Annotated in this window: 14 protein-coding genes; 7 read left to right on the top strand and 7 right to left on the bottom strand. The window is 71.9% G+C overall.

The window, feature by feature from the left end; translation table 11 throughout:
- Positions 1-76 precede the first annotated feature (76 nt).
- The 3 genes from ACFU99_RS13090 to ACFU99_RS13100 all read left to right on the top strand — a co-directional run bounded on the left by ACFU99_RS13090 (position 77) and on the right by ACFU99_RS13100 (position 4,388).
- Positions 77-925: an EI24 domain-containing protein gene (locus tag ACFU99_RS13090; RefSeq protein ID WP_384390145.1), complete on the top strand. Its 849-nt coding sequence runs from the start codon at positions 77-79 to the stop codon at positions 923-925.
- 57 nt (positions 926-982) lie between these two features.
- Positions 983-1,741 carry an MgtC/SapB family protein gene (locus ACFU99_RS13095; RefSeq protein ID WP_384390115.1) on the top strand — a complete coding sequence of 253 codons (759 nt, stop codon included), beginning with the start codon at positions 983-985 and terminating at the stop codon, positions 1,739-1,741.
- 190 nt (positions 1,742-1,931) lie between these two features.
- Entirely contained in the window at positions 1,932-4,388 is a 2,457-nt protein-coding gene (locus tag ACFU99_RS13100; protein ID WP_384390118.1) for a glycoside hydrolase family 3 protein, read from the top strand.
- Between the two features lie 12 nt (positions 4,389-4,400).
- Here the strand turns inward: ACFU99_RS13100 and ACFU99_RS13105 are convergent, their stop codons facing one another.
- Positions 4,401-5,300: an SGNH/GDSL hydrolase family protein gene (locus ACFU99_RS13105; protein WP_384390120.1), complete on the bottom strand. Its 900-nt coding sequence runs from the start codon at positions 5,298-5,300 to the stop codon at positions 4,401-4,403.
- A gap of 324 nt (positions 5,301-5,624) precedes the next feature.
- Here ACFU99_RS13105 and ACFU99_RS13110 point away from each other — a divergent pair, with 324 nt between their 5' ends.
- Positions 5,625-6,119 carry a DUF3145 domain-containing protein gene (locus tag ACFU99_RS13110; protein WP_363229598.1) on the top strand — a complete coding sequence of 165 codons (495 nt, stop codon included), beginning with the start codon at positions 5,625-5,627 and terminating at the stop codon, positions 6,117-6,119.
- 88 nt (positions 6,120-6,207) lie between these two features.
- Here ACFU99_RS13110 and fabF read toward each other — a convergent pair whose 3' ends face one another.
- The 5 genes from fabF to ACFU99_RS13135 all read right to left on the bottom strand — a co-directional run bounded on the left by fabF (position 6,208) and on the right by ACFU99_RS13135 (position 11,136).
- Positions 6,208-7,470 carry a beta-ketoacyl-ACP synthase II gene (gene fabF, locus ACFU99_RS13115; RefSeq protein ID WP_384390123.1) on the bottom strand — a complete coding sequence of 421 codons (1,263 nt, stop codon included), beginning with the start codon at positions 7,468-7,470 and terminating at the stop codon, positions 6,208-6,210.
- A 79-nt stretch (positions 7,471-7,549) separates the two neighbouring features.
- The gene (locus tag ACFU99_RS13120; RefSeq protein WP_384390126.1) at positions 7,550-7,798 is read right to left on the bottom strand and encodes an acyl carrier protein; all 249 of its coding nucleotides are present in this window, start codon (positions 7,796-7,798) and stop codon (positions 7,550-7,552) included.
- Between the two features lie 91 nt (positions 7,799-7,889).
- Entirely contained in the window at positions 7,890-8,903 is a 1,014-nt protein-coding gene (locus ACFU99_RS13125) for a ketoacyl-ACP synthase III (RefSeq protein ID WP_384390129.1), read from the bottom strand.
- Positions 8,904-8,917: 14 nt separating this feature from the next.
- Complete coding sequence (locus ACFU99_RS13130) at positions 8,918-9,862, bottom strand: ACP S-malonyltransferase (protein ID WP_384390131.1); 945 nt, start codon at positions 9,860-9,862, stop codon at positions 8,918-8,920.
- Between the two features lie 89 nt (positions 9,863-9,951).
- A complete protein-coding gene (locus ACFU99_RS13135; RefSeq protein WP_384390134.1) occupies positions 9,952-11,136 on the bottom strand; it encodes a PucR family transcriptional regulator in 1,185 nt (394 codons plus the stop codon).
- A gap of 56 nt (positions 11,137-11,192) precedes the next feature.
- Here ACFU99_RS13135 and ACFU99_RS13140 point away from each other — a divergent pair, with 56 nt between their 5' ends.
- Positions 11,193-11,873, top strand: coding sequence for a pirin family protein (locus tag ACFU99_RS13140; protein WP_384390137.1), 681 nt, complete (start codon positions 11,193-11,195; stop codon positions 11,871-11,873).
- Positions 11,874-11,952: 79 nt separating this feature from the next.
- Here ACFU99_RS13140 and ACFU99_RS13145 read toward each other — a convergent pair whose 3' ends face one another.
- A complete protein-coding gene (locus ACFU99_RS13145) occupies positions 11,953-12,780 on the bottom strand; it encodes a serine hydrolase domain-containing protein (protein ID WP_384390148.1) in 828 nt (275 codons plus the stop codon).
- A gap of 116 nt (positions 12,781-12,896) precedes the next feature.
- Between ACFU99_RS13145 and ACFU99_RS13150 the strand changes: the two genes are divergently transcribed.
- Positions 12,897-13,376 (top strand): MerR family transcriptional regulator, encoded by a 480-nt coding sequence (locus ACFU99_RS13150; protein ID WP_384390140.1) that lies wholly within the window; start codon positions 12,897-12,899, stop codon positions 13,374-13,376.
- Positions 13,377-13,383: 7 nt separating this feature from the next.
- On the top strand, positions 13,384-14,095 hold a 712-nt coding region (locus tag ACFU99_RS13155; protein WP_384390142.1), incomplete at its 3' end, for an aldo/keto reductase.

Consider the following 14,095-nt stretch of genomic DNA (forward strand, 5'->3'; position numbering starts at 1 on the left):
ACGTACGCCCGTACGGACCGACCGCGTGCTGCCGCCCGTACGGAGCCGTCCCGGCCTGCGGCTACGCTTGCCCGCCATGCGAGATCTTGTGGCGGGGGCGGGCTATCTCATCAAGGGGCAGCGGTGGATGGCGGGGCACCGGCGGCTCTGGGCGCTCGGGATGCTGCCCGCGCTGATCACCCTCGTCGGATACGCGGCCGCCGTCGTCGCGCTCGGCTTCTGGGCCGGCGACGTCATCGGCTGGGCGACCCCGTTCGCCGACGGCTGGCCCTCGCCCTGGCTCGGCCTCTTCCGCGGCCTGCTCGCCGCGCTGTTCTTCGGCGGCGGCCTGCTCCTCGCCCTCCTCTCCTTCACCGCCGTCGCCCTCCTGGTCGGCGAGCCGTTCTACGAGGTGATCTCCGAGAAGGCCGACCTCGACGAGGGCGGCACGGCGCACGAGTCGGGGCTGTCGCTCTGGCGCGAGCTGTGGATCGGCACCGTGGAGTGCGTCCGCGTGCTGGCCCGCGCCGCCTGCTGGGGCGTCCTCCTCTTCGCGCTCGGTTTCGTCCCCGTCATCGGTCAGACCCTGATCCCGGCCATCGGCTTCTGCGTCTCGGGCTTCTTCCTCACCGAGGAGCTGACGGCCGTCGCGCTCCAGCGGCGCGGCGTGGCGCTGCCGGACCGGCTGCGGCTGCTGCGCGGCCGCAAACTGCTCGCCTGGGGCTTCGGCGTGCCGCTGACCCTCCTCTTCCTCATCCCGGTGGTCGCCGTCTTCGTGATGCCGGGCGCCGTCGCGGGCGCGACCATGCTCGTACGGGACCTCACGGGCGAGGCGACGGCGGACGACGATGACGCTGCCGATGACGGAGACGCTGCCGATGACGGAGACGACCGCACGAACGACGCCGATGACGCCGGCGATCCCGCCCCGCGCCCCGTGAGTTGACGCAGCGTCCGGAGTGTGGCGTTCCGCCCCGGTTTCGCGCGGGGCGACAATAGGGGGATGTCCTTCGCCCAGCTCACCTCCGCCCCGTACACCTTCGCCGCCCCCCTGTTTTCGAGCACCGGTCAAGGAGCCCGGCAGTTCGCGGAGCTGGGGATCGCGCTCCTGCTCTCCTCCCTGATCGGGCTGGAGCGGGAGGTACGGCAGAAGAGCGCGGGGTTGCGCACCCACACCCTCGTCGGGGTGGGCAGCGCCCTCTTCATGGAGGTGTCGATACACGGCTTCGGGTCGATGATCGGGCTCGACGGCGTGGCGCTGGACCCCTCCCGGGTGGCCGCGCAGGTCGTCTCCGGCATCGGCTTCATCGGCGGCGGCCTGATCTTCGTGCGGCGCGACGCCGTGCGCGGCCTGACCACGGCCGCGACGATCTGGCTGACCTGTGCCGTGGGCATGGCGTGCGGCGGCGGGCTGCCGCTGCTCGGGCTCGCCGCGACGCTGGTGCACTTCATCGTGGTGCGCGGCTTCCCGATGGTGACGCGGCGGCTGGCGTCGATGCCGGCCGTGGAACAGGTCGAGCTGCGGCTCTCCTACCGGACGCGCAGCGGGCTGCTGGGCCGGGTGCTGGAGCTGTGCACCAGCCGGGGGTTCCTGGTGACGGACGTCCAGGTGGACTCCGCGGAGGGGGAGGACGGCGGGCAGGCGGCCGTGCTGCTCCGGCTGGAGGGGAAGGGGTCGGCACATCCGCTGGTGGAGGAGCTGACGGACTGGGAAGGGGTCTCCGAGGTCGGGCTGCGCTCCCGCCGCGAGAGCACGGAGTGACCCGGCGGGCCTCTCACTTCGGCGGTCCGTCCAGCCGGCGGCTCGTGGGCCGCTCCTTCGAACTGTATTGCGATGAGGTAACGACACCTACCGCGCTACAGGCAGGGCCTGTGGTCATAGTGTCACTATTCGCGTAATCGGGCTTTTGGTGTCGATGAACGTCGATGAACGTCGATGAGGAGGTACGGCCGTGGCGGACGCGAACCGGGACACGGCAACGCTGGTGGAAGGGGCGCTCGCCCGCCTCGATCTCGACACCAAGGCCCGGCTGCTCGCCGGCCAGGACATGTGGTCGCTCCCCGCCGTCCCCGCCATCGGCCTCGCCTCCCTGGTGATGTCCGACGGCCCGATCGGCGTCCGCGGCGTCCGCTGGAGCGCCGACGACCCCTCGATCGCGCTGCCCAGCCCCACGGCGCTCGCCGCGACCTGGGACCCGGCCCTCGCCCGTACGGCCGGCCGGCTGCTCGCCCAGGAGGCCCGCCGCAAGGGCGTGCACGTCCTGCTCGCACCCACCGTGAACCTGCACCGCTCGCCGCTGGGCGGCCGGCACTTCGAGGCGTACAGCGAGGACCCGTATCTGACGGGCGAGATCGGCGCCGGTTACGTGGCCGGGGTGCAGGACGGCGGCGTCGGCACCACCGTCAAGCACTTCGTGGCCAACGACGCCGAGACCGAGCGCTTCACCGTCGACAACAAGGTCACCGCCCGCGCCCTGCGCGAGCTCTACCTCGCCCCCTTCGAGGCCATCGTCGCCAAGGCCCGCCCCTGGGGCGTCATGTCCGCCTACAACAGCGTCAACGGCTCCACCATGACCGAACACCGCAGCCTCCAGCAGGAGGTGCTGCGCGGCGAGTGGGGGTTCGACGGGTTCCTCGTCTCCGACTGGCTGGCCGCCCGCGACACCGTACGGGCCCTCGCCGGCGGCCTCGACGTGGCGATGCCCGGCCCGCGCACCGTCTACGGGCCCGCGCTCGCCGCGGCTGTACGGGCGGGAGAGGCCGCCGAGTCCGACGTCGACGACGCCGTGCGCCGCGTGCTGCTGCTCGCCGCGCGCGTCGGAGCGCTGGAGGGCGCGCCGCCCGCCGTCGCCCCGGACCGCCTGCCCGCACCGATCGACGGCGTGGCGCTCGCCCGCGACATCGCCCGCCGGTCCTTCGTGCTCGTCCGCAATCAGGTGCGCGACGGGGTCGCCGCCCTGCCCCTGGACCCGGCCGGAATGCGCCGCGTCGCGCTCCTCGGGGCCGCCGCACGCGACGCCCGCGTCCTCGGCGGCGGCTCGGCGCAGGTCTTCCCCGACCATGTCGTCTCACCCCTCGACGGGCTCCTCACCGCCCTGCCCGAAGGGGCGCTGCGCTACGCCGTCGGCGCGGAGCTCGGCGACGAGATCACCATCGCCGACCAGGGGTTCGCGCTGCGCGCCGTGTGCCGCGACGCGGACGGGCGCGTGCTGGGGGAGCGGTCCCTGCCGACCGGTCAGGTCCAGTGGATGGGCGACCTGCCCGACGGCGTCGCCTTCGACGCGCTGCACACCGTCGAGGTCGCCAGAGTCTTCACCCCGCGCGAGAGCGGGCCGCACTCCTTCGGCACGAAGGGGGTGGGCGGCTTCGCGCTGCGCGTGAACGGCGAGACGGTGTTCGACGGCGACCAGGGCGTGGCGCGCGGCGACCTCTTCGACGCGGTGCTCGGCTCGCCCGTGGAGCGCGGGAAGGTCGAGCTGACGGCGGGCGAACCGGTCGACGTCAGCCTCTCCTACACCGTGCCGAAGTCCCCGGACGCGCCGATCGCCGCCGTCGCCTGCTGCCTGATGCACCGCGAACCGCGCCGCGATCCGGGCGAGTTGATCGAGGAGGCCGTGGCCGAGGCCGCCGCAGCCGACGCCGCGGTCGTCGTGGTCGGCACCACCGAGCGGGTCGAGAGCGAGGGCTTCGACCGTGACAGCCTGGCCCTGCCCGGGCACCAGGACGACCTGGTGGCGCGCGTCGCCGCCGTCAACCCGCGTACCGTCGTGGTCGTCAACTCCGGCTCCCCGGTGGAGATGCCGTGGCGCGAGGACGTCGCGGCGGTGCTGCTCGGCTGGTTCCCCGGCCAGGAGGCGGGGGCCGCGCTCGCGGACGTACTCCTCGGGACGGCGGAGCCCGGCGGGCGGCTGCCCACCACCTGGCCCGCCCGGCTCGCGGACGCGCCCGTCGTGCGCGTCACCCCGACGAGTGGCGAACTTCCGTACGAGGAGGGCGTGTTCATCGGCTATCGGGCCTGGGAGCGATCCGGTGCGCACCCCGCGTACGCCTTCGGGCACGGGCTCGGCTACACCGACTGGTCGTACGACGCCATCGAGGTGCGCGGCGCCACCGTCACCGTCCGCGTCCGCAACACCGGGGCGCGGCCCGGCCGCGAGGTCGTGCAGATCTATCTGGCGGTCCCCGAAGGCGATGCCGTCGAGCGTCCGGCGCGCGTCCTGGCGGGCTTCGCCGCCGTGGAGGCCGAGCCGGGGGCCGGCGCCGAGGTCGGCGTCGAACTGCCGCGCCGGGCCGCCGAGATCTGGGACGAGGGCGCGGGCGCCTGGCGGCTGATCCCCGGCACCTACCGCGCGGAAGCGGGCCGCAGCATCGCCGACCGCCGCCTGAGCGCCCCGGTGACGTTCGCCTGAGCGGCCCCGCTTCTACGCCGCCGGGCTCCGCTCCGTGACCTTGCGGTACGCCATCGCCGCCAGCGCCCGCTGGCCCTCCTTGCTCGGGTGGAACCAGTCCCACTGGCTCAACTCGGCCTCGGTGAAGCGGAAGTCGTTGACCGCGCCGTCGTAGCGGCACAGCCGGTCCTTGGCGCAGACGTCCTTGAGCACCGCGTTGTACGCGGCCACCCGCTGCTCGACCTGGCCGCGCCGCGCCTCGGAGGCCGTGTCCACGGCGTCCGACTCCTTCAGCATCGAGGGGCAGATCCGGGCCAGTTTCCAGACCTGCTTGCCGAGCGGATCCGCGCGCCCCTCGGCCCAGAGCCTTTTGAGGTCCGGCACGCTCGCCACGTACACCTGCGTCTTGGGCAGCGTGCGCCGCAGTTCCTTCATCGCCACCTCGAACTCCGCCCGGTACTGCGCCGGGGACGTCATGTCGGCGACGTCCGCGCGGCACGCGTCATTGGCCCCCATCAGCACCGTCACCAGCTCCGGCCGATGGGGGAGGGCCTTGGTCAGCTGGCCGGGAAGGTCGGACATCCGGGCGCCGGTCTTCGCGTAGTTCCAGCTGTGCGCCGCCGGGGACGGCAGCAGCCGCCCCGCCAGGCTGTCGACCTTCGTGCCGGTGGCCCAGGACGCCTCGGGGCAGTCGGACAGCGGTGAACAGGCGTTGAAGCCACGGGTGATGGAGTCGCCGAGGGATGCGATGGAGGCGGGGCGGGTGTTCCACGCGGGGGTGGGGGCCGGCTTGGGCGTGGACTTGGAGCCGCCCGCGCCGGTGGAGCCCTTCTCGTCGCACCCCGCGGTCCCCGCGACGACGAGGGCCGCCGTCAGGGTGGCGACGGCGGCCCGTGCGATACCGCGGCGACTTCGTGCGGTGCTGCCCCGCATCCCTGTTCCCCCTCCGGCCGATGGGTGATATCTCTTCTTGACCGACGGTACGTCACCCGTGCAGTGTCACCGCACGATAGTTTTTCCCGTGGCAGCTGGGCTCCGCCCCGTTCGGGCGCGTACTCCGGTACTGTTCGGATCACAGCACGTCACATCCTGTCCCTTTTCGGGATAATTGCTCCCAATAGTGTTTACTGTTGGTAACCTCGTTGGCTGGTGCGGGAGTGATCATTGGGGCAGAATGGCCGATGCTGCCCCAGGCGGGACCGGCACAGGCGCGAGGCCGCTGGGGAAGGCGTACCTCGAACCGCACTGGAGGTCCCGGTGACGACACGTGGAGTTCTGTACGTGCACTCCGCGCCACGCGCGCTGTGCCCGCACGTCGAATGGGCCGTCGCGGGCGTACTCGGCGTACGCGTCACGCTCGACTGGATCAGACAGCCGGCCTCGCCGGGCACCTGGCGGGCCGAATTCTCCTGGCAGGGCGAGGCGGGCACCGCCTCCAAGCTCGCCTCCGCGCTGCGCGGCTGGCACCTGCTGCGCTTCGAGGTGACCGCCGAACCCTGCCCCACCGCCGAGGGCGAGCGCTACAGCTCCACCCCCGACCTCGGAATCTTCCACGCCGTCACCGGCATCCACGGCGACATCCTCATCCCCGAGGACCGGCTGCGCGCCGCCCTCGCCCGGTCCGCCCGCGGCGAGACCGACCTCCAGGCCGAGGTCGCCAAGCTCCTCGGCAAGCCCTGGGACGACGAACTGGAGCCCTTCCGGTACGCGGGCGAGGGCGCCCCGGTGCGCTGGCTGCACCAGGTGGTCTGACGCCCGGCCGGTTCTTCCGCACGCGCGAGGGCCCGCCCGGTCTTGGGAGACCGGGCGGGCCCTCGTACGTACGGCTGCTGCCGCGGGATCAGACGGTGCGCAGCGCCAGCACCACGTTATGGCCGCCGAACCCGAACGAATTGTTCAGCGCGGTGAGCGGCCCCTCGGGCAGCTTCCGCGGCTCGTCGCGCACGACGTCCGCGTCGGCCTCGGGGTCGAGGTTGGTGATGTTGATCGTCGGCGGAGCGACGCGGTTCTTCAGCGCCAGCACCGAGGCCACGGTCTCGATGCCGCCCGCGCCGCCCAGCAGATGACCCGTCATCGACTTGGTGGCCGAGATCGCCATGTGGTCCACGTCGTCGCCGAAGACCTTGCGCAGCGCCTTGATCTCCGCCACGTCGCCCAGCGGGGTCGAGGTCGCGTGCGCGTTGATGTGCGCGATCTCGGCGGGCTTGATGTCGGAGGAGTCCATCAGGTTCTGGAGCGCGTGCGCGATGCCGCTGCCCGAGGGCTCCGGCTGGGTGATGTGGTGGCTGTCGGCCGAGATGCCCTGGCCGACCGCCTCGCAGTAGACCGCCGCGCCGCGCCGCGCGGCGTGCTCCGCGGACTCCAGTACGACGACGCCCGAGCCCTCGCCCAGGACGAAGCCGTTGCGGTCCGCGTCGTACGGGCGGGAGGCGCCCTGCGGGTCGTCGTTGCTCTTCGACATCGCCATCATGTTGCCGAACGCGGCGATCGGCAGCGGGTGGATCGCCGCCTCCGTGCCGCCCGCGACGACCACGTCGGCGCGGCCGGTGCGGATCATCTCGATGGCGTAGCCGATGGCCTCCGCGCCCGAGGCACAGGCGCTGACCGGGGTGTGCACGCCCGCACGGGCGCCGACCTCCAGGCCGACGTTGGCCGCCGGGCCGTTCGGCATCAGCATCGGCACGGTGTGCGGGGAGACCTTGCGGACACCCTTCTCCTTCAGCACGTCGTACTGGTCGAGAAGGGTGATCACGCCGCCGATGCCGGAGGCGATGACCGTGCCCAGCCGGTGCGGATCGACATTCGCGTCCTCACCGGCCTTGGCGGTGAACCCCGCGTCCGCCCACGCCTCGCGGGCCGCGATCAGCGCGAACTGCGCCGACCGGTCCAGCTTGCGGGCCTGCGGCCGGGGGATGATCTCCCCGGGCTCGACCGCGCAGCCTGCGGCGATCCGGACCGGCAGGTCGGCCCACCGCTCGCCCTCCAGGGCCTGCACGCCGGACCGGCCGGCGAGCATCGCGTCCCAGGTCGATGCGGCGTCGCCACCCAGTGGTGTGGTTGCGCCGATACCGGTGACGACCACGGTGCGATTGGTCGCGTTCACAGGAATTCTTTCTCCACGTGTAGAGGGGACTGAATCAACGGCGCCACCGCCGGGTGGCGACAAACGCGTCGGCTGTGGATCAGCTCTGGTGCTTGAGGATGTACGAGACGGCGTCGCCCACCGTCTTGAGGTTCTTGACGTCGTCGTCGGGGATCTTGACGTCGAAGCGCTCTTCGGCGGCGACGACGACCTCGACCATGGACAGCGAGTCGACGTCGAGGTCGTCGGTGAACGACTTCTCCGACTTGACGTCCTCGGTGGGGATACCGGCGATCTCGTTGACGATCTCCGCGAGACCTTCGGTGATCTCTGCCTCAGTGGCGGCCATTGCGGCGCTCCTTCGATTTTTTACGGTCTTGACTGGTCAGTGGTGATGCCCTGCGCAGCATCCGGAAGGCTCCGGGCTGCGCAGTTCCTGCCTAGGGGAGGGTAACGACAGTGGCGGCGTAGACGAGACCCGCCCCGAAGCCGATGACGAGCGCCGTGTCCCCGCTCTTGGCCTGCCCCGTCGCCAGCAGCCGCTCCATGGCGAGCGGAATGGAGGCGGCGGAGGTGTTGCCGGTGGTCTCGACATCGCGGGCCACCGTGACGTTCTCCGGCAGCTTAAGAGTCTTGACCATCGAATCGATGATCCGCATGTTCGCCTGGTGCGGAATGAAGACGTCGAGGTCGTCGGCGCTCACTCCGGCCTTGTCCAGCGCCTCCTGGGCGACCTTCGCCATCTCGAACACGGCCCAGCGGAAGACGGCCTGGCCCTCCTGGGTGATCGCGGGGAAGCGTACATCGGTCACATCCGTGCGACCGCGGTACTCCTCCCAGGAGACGGTCTGCTTGATGGTCTCGGACTTGTCGCCCTCCGAGCCCCAGACGGTCGGGCCGATCGACGGCTCCTTCGCGGGGCCCACGACCACGGCGCCCGCGCCGTCGCCGAACAGGAAGGCCGTCGCGCGGTCCTCCAGATCCGTCAGGTCCGAGAGCCGCTCCACGCCGATGACCAGCACGTACTCCGCGCTGCCCTCGGAGATCAGGCCCTTGGCGAGGGTCAGCCCGTAGCCGAAGCCCGCGCAGCCCGCCGAGATGTCGAACGCGGCCGGCCGGCCCGCGCCGACCCGGTCGGCGATCTCCGTGGCGATGGCCGGGGTCTGCTTGAAGTGCGAGACCGTCGAGACGATCACGGCGCCGATCTGCGTCGGGTCGATGCCGGCGTCGGCGATGGCCTTGCCGGACGCCTCCACCGACATCATTGCCACCGTCTCGTCCGGGCCCGCCCAGTGCCGGGTGGCGATGCCCGACCGCGAACGGATCCATTCGTCGGACGAATCGATGTGCTTGAGGATCTCGTCGTTTCCCACCACCCGCGTCGGGCGGTAGCCGCCGACGCCGAGGATGCGCGCGTACGGGGAACCCTGGCTGGGCTTGATCTTCGCAGTCATGCTCTCGGGGCTCCTTATTCGGCCGGGGTCGGCGCGTGCTCGGCGATCAGCTCGCGGGCGGCGTCGAGGTTGTCCGGGGTCTTGAGCGCGAGCGTCTTGACCCCGGGCAGGGCGCGCTTGGCGAGGCCCACCAGGGTGCCCGCCGGGCACAGCTCGATGATCGCGGTGACGCCCAGTTCCTTGAAGGTCTCCATGCACAGGTCCCAACGGACCGGATTCGAGACCTGGTTGACGAGCCGCTCCAGGATCTCCGCGCCGGTGGCGACGGACTGGCCGTCCTTGTTGGAGACATAGCGGGTGCCCGGGTCGCTCGCGTCCAGCGTGGGGACGAGCGCCTCCAGCGTCGCGACCGCCGGGGCCATGTGGTGCGTGTGGAACGCCCCGGCCACCTTCAGCGGCACGACCTTGCGGGTGCCCTCCGGCTTGTCCTCGGCCAGCGCCGCCAGCTGCTCGGCGGTGCCAGCGGCCACGATCTGGCCCGCGCCGTTCACATTGGCCGGGGTCAGCCCGAGCTTCTCCAGATGCGGCAGGACGGCCTCCGGCTCGCCGCCGAGGAGCGCGGCCATGCCGGTCTCGGTGACCGCCGCGGCCTCGGCCATCGCCAGCCCCCGCTTGCGGACCAGCGCCATCGCGGACTGCTCGGACAGCACGCCCGCGGCGGCCGCGGCGGTGATCTCACCGACGCTGTGACCGGCCACCGCGCCGGCCCGGCGGACCAGGTCGGCGGGGGACGCGAAGAGCTGCCGCGCGGTGAGCAGACCGGCGGCCACCAGCAGCGGCTGGGCCACCGCGGTGTCACGGATCTCCTCCGCGTCGGCCTTGGTGCCGTAGTGGACGAGGTCCAGGTCGACGACGGCCGACCACTCCGCGAGGCGTTCGGTGACGCCGGGAAGGTCGAGCCAGGGGGTCAGGAAGCCGGGCGACTGAGCGCCCTGGCCGGGAGCGACGAGTACGAGCACCCTCACACTCTCTCTTGCGGACGGCCTCGCCCACCCGTGGGGACAGGGACGAAGAACCGTCGGGGTAATTGTGGGTTTCCGATAAAAGCCTACGACCGTGTCCCCGCGTCGGCCAGGCGCCCCAGGATGAGGGCGATACGCAGCGTGAACGCGGACCGCACATCGGACGGTGACCATCCAGTGACGTCCGTCACACGTCGGAGGCGGTATCGCACGGTGTTGGGGTGCACGAAAAGCATCCGCGCAGCCCCCTCCAGACTGCTTGCCTGCTCCAGATAGACGCTCAGCGTCTCCAAAAGAGCCGACCCCGCTTCCTCCAGCGGTCTGTAGATCTCCTCCACCAGCTGCTCGCGCGCCGCCACGTCTCCGGCCATCGCGCGCTCCGGCAGGACATCGTCCGCCAGTACCGGACGCGGCGCGTCCGGCCACGCCGCACACGCCTTCAGACCCGCCGTGGCCGCCGCCGCGGACCGGTTCGCGGCCAGCAGGTCCGAGACCACCGGACCGGCCACCACCGGCCCCGCCGCGAACGGACCGATCAGCGACTTCGCGGTGTGCAGCGGATTGTCCGAGCCGCCCGCGATCACCACCAGCCGGCTGCCCAGCACCCCGGTCAGCACCTGGAGCTTCGCGTGCCGCGCCGCGCGCCGGATCGCCTCCACGGTCAGCTCGCTGTCCCCGTCCGGGGCCGTCCCCAGGACGACCGCCACATGCTCGGGCGAGGACCAGCCCAGCGCGGCGGCGCGCGACAGCGCCCCCTCGTCGGCCTCCCCGGACAGCACCGCGTTGACCACCAGCGACTCCAGCCGCGCGTCCCACGCGCCGCGCGCCTCCGCGGCCTGCGCGTAGACCTGCGCGGTCGCGAAGGCGATCTCCCGGGCGTAGACGAGCAGCGCCTCCCGGAGCACCGACTCGTCGCCGGGGGCCGCCACCTCCTCGATGGCCGCCTCCATGACCTCGATGGTCGTACGGACCATCTCCACGGTCTGGCGCAGCGTGATCGCACGGGTCAGCTCGCGGGGCGCGGTCCCGAAGACGTCCGTGCTGATCGCCTGCGGCGTCTCCGGGTGCCGGAACCACTCGGTGAAGGCCGCGATGCCGGCCTGGGCGACCAGCCCGATCCACGAGCGGTTCTCCGGGGGCATCGCCCGGTACCACGGCAGCTGCTCGTCCATCCGGGCGATGGCGTTGGCGGCGAGTTTCCCGGAGGACTTCTCCAGCCGGCGCAGGGTGGCACTGTGCGGATGCGGGGTATTAGCGGCGGGTTCAGGCACGGGACAAGCCTGCCCTATTCGCGCGCCGTTCGGAGCGGCCGGGCTACCGTAGCCGGATGACGCGGGTGCAGCGGGGCGACGAGCGGTACCGGGGCGGCGACCCGGCGGCCGGGATCGAGACACGGCACGCCTTCTCCTTCTCCGGCTTCTACGACCCGGACAACGTGCGCTTCGGCCTGCTCGAAGCCTGCAACGAGGAGCGGCTCGCGGGCGGCGCCGGATTCGCCGAACACCCGCACCGCGACGTGGAGATCGTCACCTGGGTCGTCGAGGGCGAACTGACCCACGAGGACTCCGCCGGGCACGTCTCGGTCGTACGCCCCGGCGACGTCCAGCGGCTCAGCGCGGGCGCCGGGGTCCGGCACACGGAACGCAACGCCGGGAGCGTCCCGCTGCGGTTCGTGCAGATGTGGCTCACCCCGACGGAGTTCGGCGGCGACCCCGCCTACGAGGTCGTACGCGGCATCGCCGACGGCACCCCGTACGCGCTGCGCCGCGCGGAAGCGGTCCTCCACGTCCGCCGCCTCACCTCCGGCGAACGCACGGCCATGCCCGCGGCGCCTTGGACGTACGTCCATGTGGTGCACGGGGCCGTGCGCCTGGGCGGCGACATCCTCCATGAGGGCGACGCGGCGCGGCTGGAGAACACCACGCCGGACGAGCCGGGCGAGGCCCAGTCCATCGGCCGGTCGGAACTGCTCCTGTGGGAGATGCACCGGGAACCGTCGTTCGGCTGACACCCGCACACTCCGCGAAGCTCAGCCCCATTCAGCCCGTCCGGCGTTTGAGGACCGGGGTCCGGGGCGGAGCCCCGAATCAGTGACCCTGGCCCAGCTCCGCGAGGATGGCGTCGGTCAGCGGAGGCCAGACCTCCACTGCCCACGGCCCGAACGCCCGGTCCGTCAGCACCGCGCAAGCGGCCTCGGCCGCGGGGTCCACCCACAGAAACGTTCCGGCCTGCCCGAAGTGGCCGAACGTACGCGGTGAGGAGGACGCCCCCGTCCAGTGCGGAGACTTGCTGTCGCGGATCTCGAACCCCAGCCCCCAGTCGTTGGGCCGCTGATGCCCGTACCCCGGCAGCACCCCGCTCACCCCGGGGAAGACCACCGACGTCGCCTCGTCCAGCGTCTGCCGCGACAGCAGCCTCGGGGCCTGGAGCTCCGCCGCGAAGCGCGCGAGGTCGTCGGCGGTCGAGACGCCGTCCTTGGCGGGCGATCCGGCCCCGGCCAGCGACGTGGCCGTCATGCCGAGCGGCTCCAGCACCGCCTGCCGCAGGTACTCGGGGAAGTCGATGTCCGTGACCTTGGCGATGTGGTCGCCGAGCGCCTCGAACCCGGCGTTGGAGTAGAGCCGCCGCGTGCCCGGCCCGGACATGGTGCGATGCTCGTCGAAGGCGAGCCCGGAGGTGTGCGCGAGCAGATGGCGGACGGTGGAGCCGGGCGGCCCGGCGGGCTCGTCGAGTTCGATGGCGCCCTCCTCCACGGCGAGCAGCGCGGCGTACGCGGCGAGCGGTTTGGTCACCGAGGCCAGTGGGAAGCCGCGTCCGGTGGGTCCGTACGCACCGGCACGCGTGCCGTCGGCCCGTACGACCACGGCAGCGGCGTTCTCGACCGGCCAGTTCTCGATCTTGCTCAGGCTCGCCATGCTCTCCATGGCGACGAGCCTAACCCGCCCAAAATCCGGTCAAGGATCCGCTTGCTTGGAGTGCACTCCAAGTCTCTAGCGTTGAAAAGCCGCAGCAAGGGAGAAGGGGGAGTGGCATGACAGTGACCGAAACCGGGACCAGCACCGGGACCGTAGCGGCCCGGATCGCGCGGCCGGACATGTGCCTGGTGGTGCAGGAGCGCACCCGGCCCACCGGCCGGGGCGAGTACACGATCAGCGAGGTCGCCACGTACACCGGGCTGTCCGCGCACACCCTGCGCTGGTACGAGCGGATCGGGCTGATGCCGAACGTCGACCGCTCCCACACCGGCCAGCGCCGCTACGACGACCGCGACCTGGACTGGCTGGACCTGGTGGGCAAGCTGCGGCTGACCGGCATGCCGGTCGCCGACATGGTCCGCTACGCGGAGCTCGTACGGGTGGGAAAGGAGACGGTCGCGGAGCGCGAGCGGCTGCTGACCGCCCACCGGGAGGATGTACGCAAGCGCATCGCGGAGCTCCAGAGCACCCTGGCCGTCCTCGACTACAAGATCGATGTCTACGCCGACGTCCGCCGGGCGTCCGAAAGGGCTTGATGCCTGTATGAGCACGGAGAAGATCGCACACGTCGCACTCGGCGCCGACGGCCCCCAGGTCGGGGTCCAGGGACTCGGCTGCATGGGGATGAGCCACGCGTACGGCCCGGCCGACGGGGACGAGTCGCGCGCCGCCCTGGAGCGCGCCCTCGAACTGGGCGTCACCCTCTACGACACCGCCGACCTGTACGGCGCCGGGGAGAACGAGAAGTTCATCTCGCCGTTCATCCGGGCGCACCGCGACGAGGTCGTCCTCGCCACGAAGTTCGCGCTCGCCGCCGACCCGGCGGACCCGAGCAAGCGGATCATCAACAACTCGCCGCAATACATCCGCGCGGCCATCGACGCGAGCCTGGGACGGCTCGGCGTCGAGCAGATCGACCTGTACTACATGCACCGCCGCGACGTGAACGTCCCGATCGAGGAGACGGTCGGTGCGATGGCGGAGCTGGTGAAGGCGGGCAAGGTCAAGCACCTCGGGCTCAGCGAGGTGACCGGCCCCGAACTGCGCGCCGCGCACGCCGTGCACCCCATCGCGGCGGTCCAGTCGGAGTGGTCGCTCTTCAGCCGCGACGTGGAGCGGACCGCGGTGCCCGCCGCCACGGAGCTGGGCGTCGCCTTCGTCCCGTACTCGCCGCTCGGCCGCGGCTTCCTGACCGGCTCCTTCGCCAACGCCGACCAGGATCTGCCGGAGGGCGACTGGCGGCGCACGCAGCCCC

Source organism: Streptomyces sp. NPDC057654 (assembly GCF_042800135.1).
Taxonomy (GTDB): Bacteria; Actinomycetota; Actinomycetes; order Streptomycetales; family Streptomycetaceae; genus Streptomyces.

What these genes read in the sequence shown, in the direction of transcription:
- ACFU99_RS13125 (WP_384390129.1), bottom strand. Translation starts at nt 8,903, where the DNA reads ATGACTGCGAAGATCAAGCCCAGCCAGGGTTCCCCGTACGCGCGCATC.
- ACFU99_RS13145 (WP_384390148.1), bottom strand. Translation starts at nt 12,780, where the DNA reads ATGGCGAGCCTGAGCAAGATCGAGAACTGGCCGGTCGAGAACGCCGCT.
- ACFU99_RS13090 (WP_384390145.1), top strand. Translation starts at nt 77, where the DNA reads ATGCGAGATCTTGTGGCGGGGGCGGGCTATCTCATCAAGGGGCAGCGG.
- ACFU99_RS13150 (WP_384390140.1), top strand. Translation starts at nt 12,897, where the DNA reads ATGACAGTGACCGAAACCGGGACCAGCACCGGGACCGTAGCGGCCCGG.
- ACFU99_RS13140 (WP_384390137.1), top strand. Translation starts at nt 11,193, where the DNA reads ATGACGCGGGTGCAGCGGGGCGACGAGCGGTACCGGGGCGGCGACCCG.
- ACFU99_RS13105 (WP_384390120.1), bottom strand. Translation starts at nt 5,300, where the DNA reads ATGCGGGGCAGCACCGCACGAAGTCGCCGCGGTATCGCACGGGCCGCC.
- ACFU99_RS13095 (WP_384390115.1), top strand. Translation starts at nt 983, where the DNA reads ATGTCCTTCGCCCAGCTCACCTCCGCCCCGTACACCTTCGCCGCCCCC.
- ACFU99_RS13120 (WP_384390126.1), bottom strand. Translation starts at nt 7,798, where the DNA reads ATGGCCGCCACTGAGGCAGAGATCACCGAAGGTCTCGCGGAGATCGTC.